Raw genomic sequence first — 14,581 nt, 5'->3', positions numbered from 1 at the left:
ATTTTAATTAGCTGCCCTTATATACTAGCTATCCTTTATTTTAGTTTTAAATGACAGATGTTAAAATTTCGCGTTTTTTTAGCTACATGCTTGTTTTTTGCTGCACTCTTTAGTGTGCAAAGCCATGCTATGGGCGTAAAGCACGAATTAAACAGTAACCAAAGCAGTTATAGCCATGTTGTTAATGTCGAAAATTTAACTATCGCTCCCACACCTTTAAAATCGCTAGGTAATTTACAGCATAAAAACTCAAAGCATTCTGAGTTTGCTGCGCATCAACCTAGGCTAACAGCCAATAACTCATTTTTATTTTTACACAGTGCGCAGGGCGATCCTGAATACGATGTAGTGCATGAGTTTTTTGCGCTAAATGGGTGTAGGCATATTTTTTTGCGACCGCAAGCAGTCACCATAAATCAGCCTTGGTATACTTGGGTTTTTAAAAGTAAAAAGTCGCGCTTGAGCGGCTGGAAAGATGCGAATCTGTTATACACCGCTGTAACCACCTACCACGCTTAAAGTTCCTTAATTATCGTTAATTGGTTTTAACGCATCGCGTTTTGACCTTAATTTTAATTGTGCCTAATAGGTACGTTACTGAGCTATGCCTAGTAATAAGGAACAACTATGTTAAGTTTTAAAAAACAAAAAAAGCCATTTATGGCTAAATTTAAATTAAGCTATGTAGCCATGTTGGTTGTATTGGTTTTACTGGCAATAAGCGCTTTACCTAATTTATACCCGAATAAATCGTGGTTGCATATTAGTGCCGCACCTGAGGTTAAAACACAAGCAATACCAAGTACTGAAAACATAGTGCGCTTTTTAAATAGCCAAGGGTTTGAGGTCAGCCAAGGGGTAGAAAACCAAGCAACAATTAATGTGCTTTTAAATACACCTACGCAAAGTGCCCAAGCTCAAGCGGCTATAAAATCGAATTACCCAAACACACAAGTTAAAATTGTAGAACATGCAACCAGCCCTATTTGGTTACAAGAGTTTGGTCTATCGCCCATAAAGCTGGGTCTTGATTTAAACGGCGGAGTATTGTTTGTACTTGATGTTGATTTAGATAAAGCCATTGATGAGCAATTACTCAGTGCTTACCAGCAAACGAAAGCCATTATTGTTAAACAAAAAGCCTATGGTGTTAAAGCAAAGCAAACTAACCAAGGCTTTGAAATAAGTGCATTAGAAAATGCAGCTGAAAAGCTAACCTCAGTTATTAGCGACCTTAAAAGCCGCTTTGAAAATCTAACTATAACCACATCAACTCATGGCAACTTACAGGTCGTTAAAGTGAGTTATTCTGAGCAAGGGCGCAGCGCATTTGATAAACAAGTCATGAGCCAAACACTCACTACGCTTCGCTCACGCATTGAAGAGTTAGGAATTACCGAGGCGGTTACACAGCGCCAAGGTAAGCAGCGCATTCGCATTGAGCTACCCGGCGTCCAAGATCCAGCCGAGGCAAAACGTATTATTGGTGCTACCGCGTCACTTGGGTTTTATCAACTTAAAGAGATTGGCGGACAAACATTTAATTTGCAATCGGGTGGGACTATTAAGCTCGACCCTGTGCCTATTTTTACTGGTGAGCACATTAATAATGCCAATATTGGCCGTGATGACTGGGGTAAACCTTTAGTACAACTGAGCCTAGATAGCCAAGGTGGCGATGCTATGTCGGCGTTTTCTAAGGCGAATATAGGCAAGCCGATGGCAACGCTCTATTCAGAGTATTCACAAAATGCTAAAGGTGAAGTGGTTAAAAAAAGCGAAGTCATTAATGTGGCGAATATAGCCCAGCATTTAAGCTCACGCTTTAGTATAACCAATATGCAAAGCCAGCAAGCGGCTGCCGATTTAGCGCTATTACTCCGTGCAGGATCGCTTACTGCGCCAGTGACCATAGTACATGAACAAACTATTGGTCCAAGCCTTGGCCAAGACAACATTAACAATGGGTTGGCGGCGTTAATGTTAGGCATGGGGTTAACGCTTGCCTTTATGGCGCTGTGGTATCGTCGTTTAGGGCTTATTGCAAATGTTGCGTTAGTTTTAAATTTAACGTCTTTAGTGGGGTTAATGTCATTATTACCTGGGGTGGTTTTAACACTTCCTGGTATTGCAGGTTTGGTGCTAACCATAGGAATGGCAGTTGATACTAACGTGATTATATTTGAACGCATTAAAGAAGAGCGCCGCAAAGGACGTCCTCCATATCAAGCGATACAAGAGGGCTATAAACAAGCTGCGAATACGATTTTAGATGCCAATATTACCACGATGATCACCGCGATTATTTTATATGGCATAGGTTATGGCCCTGTAAAAGGCTTTGCTATAACGCTGGCGCTGGGACTTATCACATCGGTATTTACTGGTGTGTATGTATCGAAATATTTAAGCCAAAGCTTATATTTAAAGCTGGGTAAAAAAGCAGGAGTAAACGCGCATGCTTAATTCTTTTTTAAAATGTGAGGCAGGGTCTCGTATACGTTATACAGGCATGCTGATCAGCGCCATATTTGTGTTGTTGTCGGTATTCACCATTGCACAAAAAGGGCTAAACTTTGGCCTTGATTTTACGGGTGGATACTTAACAGAGTTTACCACCAGCCAAGGTGTTGAACTAAAACAGCTTGAGCAATTTATTGCAAAAAATCATCAGGGTGAATTTGAGCTAACAGCACAGGGCAATAATCATTTTCAACTAACACAAGGCCCCAATAATACAAGCAATAACGATGACTGGAAAACGGCTATTAGCCAAAACCCAACTATAAATGCTGAGGTTTTATCATCGGCTTATATTGGCTCTCAAGTGGGTGATGAACTATTTGAACAAGGCTGCTTAGCATTATTTGCTGCGATGGTCGCGGTAATGATTTATTTAGCTGTTCGTTTTGAATGGCGTTTGGCATTAGGCTCTGTGGTGGCTTTATTTCATGACTTAGTGCTGGTGGTTGGCTTATTCTCATGGTTACAAATAGAGTTTAACCTAACTGTTTTAGCCAGTTTGTTGGCGATTATTGGCTACTCACTAAATGACTCAATAATAGTTGGAGATAGGGTGCGCGAGCTGTTGCGCATACCAACAAACATCACACTCAAACCAAGCAGTATTATCAACAGTGCTATTAAAAGCACCTTAACTCGTACGCTTATTACCTCCGGGACTACGCTCGCAACGGTGGCCAGTGTTTGGCTGTTAGCAGGGGCGCCGCTGCAGGGATTTGCAATTGCTCTGTTTGCAGGAATAGTCGTAGGCACGTTATCGTCCATTTGTATTGCTGCAACATTACCCGAGCTACTTGGGTTAAGTGCTAAAAACTACGATAAGCAAGTGGATCAGCAAACGCAGGCATTAATGGATATGCCATAGGCTTAAATCAGCATTGTTGTTACACAGCAAAGAGATAGTGTTAGGTGTAGCAACAATGCTAAAATGGCAAAATTATTTTTACCGTATTTAGTGAATTTCCAAATGAATAAAGCCCATGTTACAGAGCACCTGCGTTTTGCCTTAGAAGAGCAGCTCAATACTGCGAAAATTGCAGCTAAAACAGCCCACGATACCGCGACTCACGAAGAAAGCATTGCAGAAACTCAATATGATACGCTCGGGCTTGAAGCTGCGTATTTAGCGCAAGGTCACGCTGATCGGGTGAATGAGTGTTATAAAGAAATACAACTATTTGAAGCCATCTACAACGACGTCGTTACAGGCACAATAGCAGTCAGTTCATTGGTGTGTTTAGAAGATGATGTAGGCACACAAAAATGGTTTTATTTAGGCCCAGCAGCTGGTGGATTAACCGTTGATATTAAAGGCACAACTATTCAAGTACTTACCTCTGGTGCACCATTAGGCCAACAGTTATTAGGTAAACAAGTCGATGATGAAGTTAGTTTAACACTCGGTGATGTAAAACATAGTTACGATGTGGTTAAAGTGCTTTGAATGTAGTATTTATTTGTCTCTTACGCTGAGACGCAGCATCTCGTAGGCCTCTTTGTTAAATAATTGCCTGAAACTTAAAGAATAAAATTAAAGATGAGCCGTTTATGAACTTAGTTTTGGTTAGTGATATATTTGGTAAAACAGCGGCTTTAAAAGCATTAGCTGAAGAACTAAACGCTCAGTCTATTGTCGATCCCTATGGCGGGGTGGATATGGCATTTAACAGTGAACAGCAGGCCTATGAGTATTTTAGTCACATATTGGCCTTGATGAGTATGTCGCTATTTTACAAAAAGCGATTAAACCACTCGCTGGTAACATCATATTGATTGGTTTTAGTGTTGGCGCATCGGCAATTTGGTCAATGTCTTCACATCCGGCGATTAAAACGATAACTAAGGGCATTTGTTTTTACAGCTCGCAAATTAGGCACCATACAGACTTACAACCACAGTTTGAGATTGAACTTATACTTGCGCATTATGAACCGCACTTTGATGTTAAATCACTGCACGTTGAGCTGGCAACAAAGGCTAATGTTAATGTAAAGCATGTTAATTACTTACATGGTTTTATGAACCCACACTCAAGTAACTTTAATCAACGCGCTTACGATGAAACATTAACTGTGTTATCTAATAAGCTAATATAATAAACTAGTTAAGGAGTGTTTATAACTCGATGTTAGCCGGTTTCACTCAATCACAACTAAGGCATTTATAGCGTGAACTTATAAGATTTGCTTGAGTCTGATAATCATTAACGGATAAGCAGTTAAATAAAGGGCATAAATTTAAAGGAATATTATGGAGATAGGGATTTTTACCGTCACAATTACGGGTGTTTTACTCACGGCTTTAATTATAAAGTACTTAACGTTTAGGCCTGAGCGTGTTTTTTCTGATATTGGAGAAAACGTTCTACTTTGCAAAAAACCTCACTGGTTCAATAATAATAAAAGTAGAATGCAGCTTATTCCTAAAGGGGCGATAATTAAAATACAGCTAGCGTCAAATACCGTTACTTTATTTTGTAAAAGTGGCAATGTTATTGATATACCAGTGCCAAACTCAAAGTTTACTGCCGATGTTTTGCAAAGCGCAAAAACACACTTTCGCAAAGCAGAAGTAGTAATACTAGACAACTAACACACCACTTTGAGAACTGAATTTAGATTTTCAATTTTTAAAAGGCGCTGAAAATCAATTAGTTAAAGTGTATGTCAGTTTGTTAATGCAATAAAGCGCCAAGATTACGCAGGTTATTGCTGTATTTAATTGTTTATCTCAATGGGTTTAGGCTTTTTTAACAAATTTAGCCGTCACCATCATTTCACCTATGCCATCTACTTTACAGTCAAGCTCATGATCTTTTTTATCAAGTACACGTCTTACTAAGGCCTTGGTGCCAATTTTAATCACTTGTGAGCTACCTTTAATTTTTAAATCTTTAGCTACGGTTACTTTGTCGCCATCAGCAAGTAAAGTGCCGTTTGCGTCTTTCACTAAAATAGCGTCTTCGTCATTAGTAACATTCGGGTTCCACTCATAGGCACATTCTGGACAAATAAGCAGCTGCTGGTCTTCGTAAACGTATTCACATTGGCATTTAGGACAAGCGGGAAGAGACATGATGATCACTTTTAGTATTAAATTTTGGCTATTTTAAAACACAAATTAGCAATTAAAAAGTTCATCAAAAATTTTTATCTTTACGCTAAAAATATCTCGTTTGTGCGCATCTAAAAAAGGGCATATAAATCACCTGTCGCTTAAGCAATTTAAGCGCTAACGTTTATAGTAGATATTCGTTAAAGCACCTATCGTATTAAGTGATTTGCTAAATGCTGCACTTAGTGCGATAGGTGTTTCTATTTGCTGTTTTATTCGCTGAGCTAACTGATTAGCAAGGCTGCTTTGTATATTTTGACTTAACTAGGAAAAGTCGTGTTTAAAACCTTAATTGTGGTTGATAACAATGAGCAAACGCTTGCTCTTTCATTTGAAAATGTCATTACCTTTAACACCTATTTGCGTGACTACCCAAAACGCAACGAACCAAAAACCCGCATAATAAATCTATGTGATGCTAGCCAGTATTTAAGTAAAGGCTATTACTGTTCGTTACTTGCTGAGGCGCGCAAGCACCAAGTATTACCGAGTGTAAAAACAATTAACGCGCTTCGAAGCAATCAAGCGTCATTACAAAATATTGGCCATATTGATGGTGCTGTTTATTTTGGTCACGCGGGAAATGATCAACAAGCTAAAGCCGCTAAATCGGTATTTAAACAATACCCAGCGCCTATTTTATTTGTTGATGAGCAAGGCCTATTACAACAAGGATCATTAGCGTCCTTGAGCGAGCAGCAACACACTGATTTTGTAGAAAAACTAAATGAGTTTACGCAAACACAGTGGCGAATTGGCAAGGTTGAACGTCGTTTTCGTTGGGATATGGCTATTTTGGTTGATCATAACGAAAAAGTACCGCCAAGCGATAAAGATGCAATTACACGTTTTATAAAAGCAGCAGCGAAACATGGTATTAACGCAAAAGCACTTAGCTTTGAGGAAATAGACAATATTGCCCAATTTGATGCGTTGTTTATTCGCCAAACAACAGCGATTGATCACCCAACGTACCGCCTTGCAAGTAAAGCGCAAAGCCTAGGTTTAGTGGTGATTGATGATGCGGAGTCTATTTTACGATGCTGTAATAAAGTGTACTTACATGATGCATTCAATTATCAAAAAGTACCGAGCTTAAAAACCGTGGTGGTCGCAGATCAATCAAAAGACACAATTGAGCAACTAGAAGCGTCGTTTACTTATCCGCTGGTATTAAAAATGCCAGAAGGGTCGTTTTCAAAAGGCGTGTATAAAGTTGCTAATCGTGATGAATTAGAAGCTAAGCTTAGTGAATTATTTGCTTTAAGTGCGCTAGTTCTGGCGCAAGAGTACATGTACACAGAATACGATTGGCGTGTAGGGGTACTTAATGGTCGTGCTATTTATGCGTGTCGTTATTTAATGGCGCGTAACCATTGGCAAATATATAACCATGACGCGAAACGGTTTTTCTCGGGTGGCTTTGAAACATTACCGACGTTTGAATTACCTAAAGCTGTACTGGATGCTGCTTTAAAAGCATGTAAAACCGTGGGTAAGGGTTTATACGGTGTGGATGTAAAAGAGCATCAAGGCCGTGCGTATGTGTTGGAAGTAAACGATAACCCAAGTATTGATCACAAAGTAGAAGATGGTTACTTAGGTGATGAGTTATACATGATCATTATGGATGAGTTTAAACAGCGTCTTGAAGCACGAGGTCGCGGCTAATGCTTAACGCATTGTCTGATATAACGATTTTTGCAGGGGCGGATATTAGTATTCGCCCTGGAAGCGCGAGTGATTTAAACGCCTTAGTGGCGCTTGAAAATGCCTGCTTTAGTAACGATAAGCTTAGTGCGCGAAGTTTAAAGCGTTGGCTTAGTGCTAAACATGGGATTTTATTAGTTGCCGAGCACAATGCGCAATTATGTGGTTACGGTTTGGTGTGGTGCCATAAAGGCACGCGGTTAGCGCGTTTGTATTCGTTAGCCGTATTACCGACGATGCAGGGCAAAGGAATCGCTAAAACGCTGCTTAAAGCTCTTGAAAAAGCCACTAGTGAGCGTGGGCGTATTTATTTGCGTTTAGAAGTGGCAGTAAATAACGACAGCGCCATAGGGCTTTATAAAAGTGTAGGGTATCGTGTTTTTGGTCAGTACAGTGATTATTACGATGATCACAGTGATGCCTTGCGCATGCAAAAAAACATCCGTCAAACCAGCGAGTTGCAAGTTGAGCGTTTAACGCCATGGTATCAGCAAACTACCGAGTTTACCTGTGGGCCTGCGGCATTATTAATGGCAATGGGCTCGCTTGATAACAGCACAGAGCTGAGTCAGTCACACGAATTAGCTTTATGGCGTGAAGGCACCACCATTTTTATGACCTCGGGACATGGCGGTTGTCATCCGTTTGGTTTGGCACTGGCTGCAAATAAACGGGGATTTAAAAGTGAGGTCATTGTTAATACCTCAGAGCCATTATTTTTAGATGGGGTACGCAGTGATAATAAAAAAACGGTGCTGGCGACAGTACATCAGCAATTTGTTGAAGGCATAGCCTCGGCTAATATTCCTGTTACCTATAAAGATGTTGAACTAACTGATATAGAAACGTGGTTAAACCAAGGTTTTAGTGTGTTACTGTTAATAAGCACTTATCGGTTTGATGGAAAAAAATCACCGCATTGGGTATGTGTTACTCATTTAGATGCGCACTGTGTGTACGTACATGACCCGTTTTGCGAACCAGGTAACGACAATCAATTAGCGATTGACTGTCAATATGTGCCAATTGCACGCAGCGATTTTAGTAAAATGTCGGCTTTTGGTAGTCAAAGGCTTAGAACGGCAGTTGCTATTGGTAAAAAATAATAGATTAGGATTTTAAGTGACATTTTTAGATTTTATCGATGTAGCCCCATACTCGTGGGCAGCTATTGGTACGGCGGCTTTTTGTGGGGCTATTATTGGTATAGAACGGCAATTGCGTGGCAAACCTGTAGGGATCCGTACTTCTGCACTGATCACCTTAGGTACTTACTTGTTTTTATCGACTGCGTTTAATTTACAAGGGGATGTGATTGATCATTCTCGCGTAGTCGGGCAAATAATTACCGGCATCGGCTTTTTAGGCGCAGGCGTAATGCTCGCAAAAGACGGTGCGGTAGTCGGGGTTACCTCTGCTGCCACCATTTGGGTACTGGCCTCCATTGGCGTGATGATAGCAACCGAAAACCTCGGGGCTGCTATTAAGCTCTCGGTGCTTGTGGTGGGTATTTTATACGGCGTTGACGTGCTAGAAGCTAAGTTTAAAAGCTTAAGTAAAGGCGTGCATGCTAAAGTGAAAAGTTATCATAAACGCTATTATCGAAAAGACAGTATTGATACCGAGCGCCACTAATTAGTGGCGTTTTTATGCGGGTAGTGCTTTGTTTTGGAAGCTAAGCGCATCTTCAATTGGTGCGGGGCGGCCAATAAAATAACCTTGTACACTGTCTACATTGAGTATTCTTAACGAGTTTAGTTCTTCTGCGGTTTCGATCCCTTCGGCAACAATGGTGCAGTCGATTGCTTTTGCAAATCCACACAGTGCTTTTGCCAGTAAAAATTTACGATCGTCTGTGTTTATATTTTGAGTCAGGCTAATATCTAATTTTATAATATCGGCCTCAAGCTCTAGTATGTGCTGAAATGAGGAAAAGCCAGCGCCTACATCGTCAATGGCCAAGCGCAGACCTTTGTTTCTGAGAGGCCTAAGTGCAGCTCGCATTTTTTCGTAATTAGAAATTGGCGAATGTTCAGTAATTTCTAATACCACCCTAGTGCAGTCAATCTGTTGTAATGTTCGTTCAAGTGCGCCGCTAAGAATGTGCGAAGGCGAGCAATTAATGGCAATGTAAGTTGTATTATTAAACTTTGCCATATTGGCTACTGCATTTTTAATGGCCAGCATTTCTAATGCTTCATTTAAACCCACCTTACTCGCTTCTTTAAACCAGATATCAGGGGTTTTATAAGGGGTGGTAAAAAAACGTGCAAGCGATTCAAAACCTACAACTTTATTATTTAGTTGACTATAAATAGGCTGAAAATAGATACTAATATCATTATCGCTAATAATTTGCTCAATAGTTGATTTTGTGTGGTTGTACGATACGCTTTTATCTAAACTCTTTTCAATTAATCCGGTCGCTATTTCTGAAATAATATTTAAAAAAGATAAATCGCGCTCATTTAAGCTCTCATCATGGTGTGATTTATAACAACAAAACGTACCATATAATTTCCCGTTCGACAGGTTGATAGGTACACCTATATATGCCCCTATACCTAATTTTTTTGTAACCGGCATCGCTTTGGTTATTGGGTTTGCTTTGGTATTAGTAATAATAGGGCTAAGCTTGTTGTCGGTGATTTGTTGGCAATACGTTTCATTAATCGGATCGGCATTACCCACTTTAACAATTTGGTTTTCAGAGGGGTTATCGACCACTTTAAAAACACGCTCATCGTTAATAAATTCAGATATAAAAGCAACATCCATATCTAAATGTTTACGAACCAAAGTGAGTAAGTTAGCTAGTTTAGCCTTAATGGATGCATTGTTGTGTTGTTCGACAAGCAAATTGGTTAATTCATCCATCGGCTATCTCCCTATGTTAATACCACTACACCTAATGAGTAATACTATAATTTATATATATAAAAAGATCTAATCAAGGCCTATCAATCTTTGTTCACGCATATTTAAATTTAGGCTAATTTTAGCTGTTATAGTAAGTAGGCTTACATATATGTTGTAGTTATTATCTATTTTTTAATCCTAGGCTGATATGCTTGAAGTTTATGGGAGGTAATTATTTAAAGGGATATTAATGCATCAGCATTCATTTGATAAAACAGAATCAGTCAGATTAACCGTATTCAAAAATATAAGCTTAATAATTACATTAGTTGCTTTAGTTGTCACTTACGTTAATGTGTTTATGAGTAAAAATTATGTTTTGGGCTTTATTGAACTTGCATTAGCTTTTTTTTGTATTTATACGTATCACCAAACGAGAACAAATCGCTCTAAATTATGGCATCGCTATGCTGTTATTTATACTTACTTTGCAGTTGTGTTGCTTGCTATCACCGCAATTAACTTAGAGACTGGCATATCGCATTGGGTGTGTACTCTTCCTGTATTGGTTTACTTATTGTTTGGAAAAAGCATGGCTTTATAAGCAGCTTTAGCTTTTTGATTACGTTGTTACTGCTGTTTTATGTTATCGACAAACGGTTAGTTGAAATAAATTTTAAGCTCATCATTAATCTTTCTCTGACGTATATTATTGTGTGGGGTGTTTCACATGTTTTTGAATCGATGAGAGCTTCTAATCAAGAGGAAATTATTAATTTAGCATTACGCGACAGCTTAACGCAGGCTTATAACCGGCGTGCTTTTAAAAGCCATTTTCATAACCATATCGACTTTTCTAACCCCTATTGTTTTGCCTTAGCTGATCTGGATTTTTTTAAAAAAGTAAACGATAAATATGGGCACGATGCCGGTGATGCAGTGCTGGTACAATTAACACAGTTATTTAAAAAACATTTAGGCGATGAACATGTTTATCGTTTTGGCGGTGAAGAATTTACATTGGTGGTAAATGACGACATAGAGGTCGCTATAATCACAATGGATAAGCTAAGAACTGACATACAAAATCATCAATTTACTTATATGCAGAGCACGTTAAACATCACTATCAGTATTGGCTTGGTCGGTATTGATGCACATGAGCATACTCACCTGAGTGAAATTTTAAGATTAGCCGATAATTATTTATATTTAGCTAAAAACAACGGTCGAAACTGCGTTGTCAACGGCCTGACTAAAATATCAAACAAGGGCAAAGAAACATTAACCAAATAACTTTCGTCTGACTACTTTTCTGTATTCGCTCGGGGTTTGGCTCAATACCTTTTTAAACACACGGGTTAAATGCCCTTGATCGTTATAACCAACTTCTAACGCGACTTCCTGAATTGATAAGTTCGATGAGGCCAGTAATTCTTTTGCACCTTCAACACGTAGCTGCTGCCAGTACTCTATAGGGCTTTGATTTGTAGCAAGTCGAAACCTGCGTGTAAACGTGCGGTAGCTTAAGCTAAATTGTGCCGCGACTTCTTGTAAATCTAACTCACTAGATAAATTAGTTTTTAACCAAAATTGTATTTGTGCAATAAGTTCATCAGCATGTCGGTTAACGGCGCCTTCTAAATAGCGTTGATCTTCGTAGGGTTTACGTATTTCATGTGAAAAGTTCCGCTCAACATGCTGCGCCGCTTCTTTACCATAGTATTGGCTAATAATATGAACAATAACGTCAGCTAAGGCATTTAAACTGGCTACCGTATACATGCGCTCTGATTGGGTAATAAAAAAATCAGGTTTTAAGCTAACGTTTGGATAATCTTGAGAAAATTGCTTGGCATAATGCCAGTGAGTGGTTGCAGGGTGACCATCAAGTAAACCGGCTTCTGCGAGCAAACAATTGCCGGTACCAACACCAATAATATGGCTTCCCATCGTAAAACTCTCATTGAGCCAATTAACTATTGGTTGATTCGTTTTAACAACCGGCCGCGGATTACGCCAAATACCCGGAACAATGATTAAATCGCAATAGGGGGCGTTATCACTGCTGCAATCAGGCACGATGGCTAAACCTGTTCTGGTTGCAATAGGAGCCATATTTTTAGCAATTAAATGAATATTCAGCGCTCTAAAGTGTTGCTTACTAGTGTGCCCCTTGGCAAACGCTTCACCTGCTCGGAGCATTTCAATTGGCAGGGTTAAACTAGTTACCAGTAGGTGCGAGTAAACAGCAATGGCTATATTTAATGGTGAATTTGTTGGATTATTGCTCATTTAAATGCTCCGACCAGTTGTTTTTGGCCTTTTGTGCTTGATATTTGGCTATTAAAGCACAAAGGTGTGTGCGTAATCCATTTAAACTAACTCAATATTCTTATAACACGTTTTTTTAAAGGTAAATTATGACCGCATTACCCGTCATTGTCGGCATGGGAGGCATTAATGCCGCTGGCCGTACTTCTTTTCATCAAGGTTATCGTCGTATCGTGTTAGATAGCTTAGAGTCTCAAGCTCGCCAAGAAACATTTTTAGGCCTCGCCACATTAATGAATTTAGTGAGTGTTGTGAATGGACAACTACAAGACATGCAAGGCAATAATGTTGAGCAAAGCGACATAGAAGCACGTTTTGGTGAGCAAATTATTGCAGGTACATTAATTCGCAAAATTGAAAAACAACATTTTGATGTAGATGCCACGCCGTGGCAGCAAAAAATGACGTTAACCGCATCGGATGAAAACGCGATTGTGTTTGAAACACGCCGTCGTGATTTACCTTCGCCAGTTCCTGAAAGTTGGCACGTAGAAGAGCTTGAAAATAAAAAAGTGAAAGTAACTATTGCGGCTCAATTTGATATTAAACATGATTCTACTCGTGATAACCCAATTAAATCTGCTGGGCAACTACCCACAGGGTTTGATCCGTCAATTATGTACAATAGCCGCTACCAACCTCGTGGTTTACAAGCCACTATTTTTGCTGCCACCGATGCAATAAAATCAACCGGACTTGATTGGCAATACATTATGAATAGTGTTGAGCCTGATAAAATTGGTACCTATTCAGCATCGGTTATTGGCCAAATGGACGATAAAGGCTTAGGTGGGTTAGTCAAAGCGCGCCAGCAGGGTGATCGCGTCAGCACTAAGCAGCTAGCACTGGGTTTAAATACAATGTCGACCGATTTTATCAATGCCTATGTTACGGGCAATGTAGGGACTACTTTTTCTACATCGGGTGCGTGTGCTACTTTTTTATACAACTTGCGCGCAGCAGTAAATGATATACAAGCAGGGCGCACACGTGTTGCAATTGTGGCAAGTGTAGAATGTGCAATTACCCCTGAAGTGGTTGAAGGCTTTGGCAATATGAGTGCGCTGGCTAATATTGAAGGTTTGCGCCGCTTAGATGATTTAAGTAATGACGATGAACCTGATTATCGTAGAAGCAGCCGCCCATTTGGCGAAAACTGTGGCTTTACTTTAGGTGAAGGCGCACAAGTGGCTATATTAATGGATGATGCGCTGGCACTTGAACTAGGTGCAGACATTATGGGCTGTGTGCCTGATGTATTTGTTAACGCCGATGGAGTAAAAAAATCAATTACTTCACCTGGGCCTGGTAACTACATTACCATGGCAAAATCGGCTGCACTTGCCAGTAGCTTACTAGGTAAAGAGGCATTACAGCAACGTAGCTTTATTTTAGCCCATGGTTCAAGCACACCACAAAACCGCGTAACTGAGTCGTTAATTTATCATAAAGTAGCGCAAACATTTGCAATAGATAATTGGAAAGTAACCGCCCCTAAAGCGTATGTTGGCCATACTATAGCACCTGCCAGTGGCGATCAGCTTGCCATTGCCTTAGGTGTATTTAGTCATAATATTATGCCGGGTATTACCACTATAGATAAAGTGGCTGATGATGTTTATGCAGATCATTTAGATATTCGTAACAGTCACTATGATTGTGGTGATATGGATATTGCATTTATAAATTCTAAAGGGTTTGGTGGTAATAATGCAACAGCCACAGTGCTTTCAGCAAAAGTAACGATGCAGATGCTTGCTAAGCGTCATGGCGATGAAATGATGGGGCTCTATACCAGCAAACATGCAGCGGTAAAAGAAGCACAACAGCACTATCAACAACAAGCAGATTTAGGTCAATACGCGCTAGTTTATCGTTTTGGTGATGGGCTGATTGATGAAAATGACATTGTTATTGATGAGCACAGCATTCAGCTGCCAGGCTTTGAAAAAGCAATTATATTCAATACAACAAATTCCTATCAAGATATGTTCTAAGCACACATACTTGTTAGCAAGGCGCTTTTTAAGCGCCTTTTTTA

General features: G+C 39.7%; 15 protein-coding genes and 1 pseudogene. 13 read left to right on the top strand and 3 right to left on the bottom strand.

From position 1 onward, the window contains the following. Nucleotides 1-57 precede the first annotated feature (57 nt). From ND6B_RS18770 to ND6B_RS20320, 7 genes are all read left to right on the top strand, one after another. A complete protein-coding gene (locus ND6B_RS18770) occupies nt 58-519 on the top strand; it encodes a hypothetical protein (RefSeq protein WP_016899963.1) in 462 nt (153 codons plus the stop codon). A gap of 108 nt (nt 520-627) precedes the next feature. After that, nucleotides 628-2,466 carry a protein translocase subunit SecD gene (secD, locus tag ND6B_RS18775; protein ID WP_016899962.1) on the top strand — a complete coding sequence of 613 codons (1,839 nt, stop codon included), beginning with the start codon at nt 628-630 and terminating at the stop codon, nt 2,464-2,466. Then, a complete protein-coding gene (secF, locus tag ND6B_RS18780; RefSeq protein ID WP_016899961.1) occupies nt 2,459-3,388 on the top strand; it encodes a protein translocase subunit SecF in 930 nt (309 codons plus the stop codon). The genes secD and secF overlap by 8 nt, the downstream gene beginning before the upstream one ends. A gap of 102 nt (nt 3,389-3,490) precedes the next feature. Further along, nucleotides 3,491-3,967, top strand: a complete 477-nt coding sequence (locus tag ND6B_RS18785) for a GreA/GreB family elongation factor (protein ID WP_029609980.1) — start codon at nt 3,491-3,493, stop codon at nt 3,965-3,967. A gap of 104 nt (nt 3,968-4,071) precedes the next feature. Further along, on the top strand, nt 4,072-4,296 hold the full coding sequence (locus tag ND6B_RS20330) for a hypothetical protein (RefSeq protein ID WP_235420421.1): 225 nt from the start codon (nt 4,072-4,074) through the stop codon (nt 4,294-4,296). 35 nt (nt 4,297-4,331) lie between these two features. Next, on the top strand, nt 4,332-4,619 hold the full coding sequence (locus ND6B_RS20325; protein ID WP_235420420.1) for a hypothetical protein: 288 nt from the start codon (nt 4,332-4,334) through the stop codon (nt 4,617-4,619). Nucleotides 4,620-4,773: 154 nt separating this feature from the next. Next, nucleotides 4,774-5,115 carry a hypothetical protein gene (locus ND6B_RS20320; protein WP_016899959.1) on the top strand — a complete coding sequence of 114 codons (342 nt, stop codon included), beginning with the start codon at nt 4,774-4,776 and terminating at the stop codon, nt 5,113-5,115. A gap of 147 nt (nt 5,116-5,262) precedes the next feature. Here ND6B_RS20320 and ND6B_RS18790 read toward each other — a convergent pair whose 3' ends face one another. Further along, nucleotides 5,263-5,598, bottom strand: coding sequence for a zinc ribbon domain-containing protein YjdM (locus ND6B_RS18790; RefSeq protein ID WP_013464836.1), 336 nt, complete (start codon nt 5,596-5,598; stop codon nt 5,263-5,265). Between the two features lie 315 nt (nt 5,599-5,913). Between ND6B_RS18790 and ND6B_RS18795 the strand changes: the two genes are divergently transcribed. Genes ND6B_RS18795 through ND6B_RS18805 form a run of 3 tightly spaced genes read left to right on the top strand, consistent with a single transcriptional unit; the run spans nt 5,914 to nt 8,982 of the window. Continuing rightward, a complete protein-coding gene (locus ND6B_RS18795; protein WP_016899958.1) occupies nt 5,914-7,308 on the top strand; it encodes a RimK family protein in 1,395 nt (464 codons plus the stop codon). After that, nucleotides 7,308-8,453: a GNAT family N-acetyltransferase/peptidase C39 family protein gene (locus tag ND6B_RS18800; protein ID WP_033102485.1), complete on the top strand. Its 1,146-nt coding sequence runs from the start codon at nt 7,308-7,310 to the stop codon at nt 8,451-8,453. Before ND6B_RS18795 ends, ND6B_RS18800 begins: the two co-directional genes overlap by 1 nt. A gap of 16 nt (nt 8,454-8,469) precedes the next feature. Next, nucleotides 8,470-8,982 (top strand): MgtC/SapB family protein, encoded by a 513-nt coding sequence (locus ND6B_RS18805; protein WP_013464839.1) that lies wholly within the window; start codon nt 8,470-8,472, stop codon nt 8,980-8,982. Nucleotides 8,983-8,994: 12 nt separating this feature from the next. On the opposite strand, the gene ND6B_RS18810 is transcribed toward ND6B_RS18805, so the two are convergent. Then, a complete protein-coding gene (locus ND6B_RS18810; protein ID WP_016899957.1) occupies nt 8,995-10,224 on the bottom strand; it encodes a sensor domain-containing phosphodiesterase in 1,230 nt (409 codons plus the stop codon). Between the two features lie 232 nt (nt 10,225-10,456). Here ND6B_RS18810 and ND6B_RS18815 point away from each other — a divergent pair. After that, nucleotides 10,457-10,911 (top strand): annotated as a pseudogene (locus tag ND6B_RS18815) (GGDEF domain-containing protein); the annotation flags it as partial. A gap of 39 nt (nt 10,912-10,950) precedes the next feature. After that, nucleotides 10,951-11,502, top strand: coding sequence for a GGDEF domain-containing protein (locus ND6B_RS19795; RefSeq protein ID WP_081485450.1), 552 nt, complete (start codon nt 10,951-10,953; stop codon nt 11,500-11,502). Here the strand turns inward: ND6B_RS19795 and ND6B_RS18820 are convergent. Then, nucleotides 11,491-12,501 carry a GlxA family transcriptional regulator gene (locus ND6B_RS18820; RefSeq protein ID WP_033102484.1) on the bottom strand — a complete coding sequence of 337 codons (1,011 nt, stop codon included), beginning with the start codon at nt 12,499-12,501 and terminating at the stop codon, nt 11,491-11,493. The genes ND6B_RS19795 and ND6B_RS18820 overlap by 12 nt on opposite strands. 128 nt (nt 12,502-12,629) lie before the next feature. Between ND6B_RS18820 and ND6B_RS18825 the strand changes: the two genes are divergently transcribed. Further along, nucleotides 12,630-14,537 carry a beta-ketoacyl synthase gene (locus tag ND6B_RS18825; RefSeq protein ID WP_033102483.1) on the top strand — a complete coding sequence of 636 codons (1,908 nt, stop codon included), beginning with the start codon at nt 12,630-12,632 and terminating at the stop codon, nt 14,535-14,537. The last annotated feature ends 44 nt before the right edge of the window (nt 14,538-14,581 follow it).

The sequence above is a fragment of the Pseudoalteromonas sp. ND6B genome, assembly GCF_000764215.1.
Lineage (GTDB): Bacteria > Pseudomonadota > Gammaproteobacteria > Enterobacterales > Alteromonadaceae > Pseudoalteromonas > Pseudoalteromonas tetraodonis.
The sequence above is the reverse complement of the archived record's forward strand: the minus strand, read 5'-3'. Positions and strand labels throughout refer to the sequence as shown.

What these genes read in the sequence shown, in the direction of transcription:
- ND6B_RS18770 (WP_016899963.1), top strand. Translation starts at nt 58, where the DNA reads ATGTTAAAATTTCGCGTTTTTTTAGCTACATGCTTGTTTTTTGCTGCA.
- secD (WP_016899962.1), top strand. Translation starts at nt 628, where the DNA reads ATGTTAAGTTTTAAAAAACAAAAAAAGCCATTTATGGCTAAATTTAAA.
- secF (WP_016899961.1), top strand. Translation starts at nt 2,459, where the DNA reads ATGCTTAATTCTTTTTTAAAATGTGAGGCAGGGTCTCGTATACGTTAT.
- ND6B_RS18785 (WP_029609980.1), top strand. Translation starts at nt 3,491, where the DNA reads ATGAATAAAGCCCATGTTACAGAGCACCTGCGTTTTGCCTTAGAAGAG.
- ND6B_RS20330 (WP_235420421.1), top strand. Translation starts at nt 4,072, where the DNA reads ATGAACTTAGTTTTGGTTAGTGATATATTTGGTAAAACAGCGGCTTTA.
- ND6B_RS20325 (WP_235420420.1), top strand. Translation starts at nt 4,332, where the DNA reads ATGTCTTCACATCCGGCGATTAAAACGATAACTAAGGGCATTTGTTTT.
- ND6B_RS20320 (WP_016899959.1), top strand. Translation starts at nt 4,774, where the DNA reads ATGGAGATAGGGATTTTTACCGTCACAATTACGGGTGTTTTACTCACG.
- ND6B_RS18790 (WP_013464836.1), bottom strand. Translation starts at nt 5,598, where the DNA reads ATGTCTCTTCCCGCTTGTCCTAAATGCCAATGTGAATACGTTTACGAA.
- ND6B_RS18800 (WP_033102485.1), top strand. Translation starts at nt 7,308, where the DNA reads ATGCTTAACGCATTGTCTGATATAACGATTTTTGCAGGGGCGGATATT.
- ND6B_RS18810 (WP_016899957.1), bottom strand. Translation starts at nt 10,224, where the DNA reads ATGGATGAATTAACCAATTTGCTTGTCGAACAACACAACAATGCATCC.
- ND6B_RS19795 (WP_081485450.1), top strand. Translation starts at nt 10,951, where the DNA reads ATGAGAGCTTCTAATCAAGAGGAAATTATTAATTTAGCATTACGCGAC.
- ND6B_RS18820 (WP_033102484.1), bottom strand. Translation starts at nt 12,501, where the DNA reads ATGAGCAATAATCCAACAAATTCACCATTAAATATAGCCATTGCTGTT.
- ND6B_RS18825 (WP_033102483.1), top strand. Translation starts at nt 12,630, where the DNA reads ATGACCGCATTACCCGTCATTGTCGGCATGGGAGGCATTAATGCCGCT.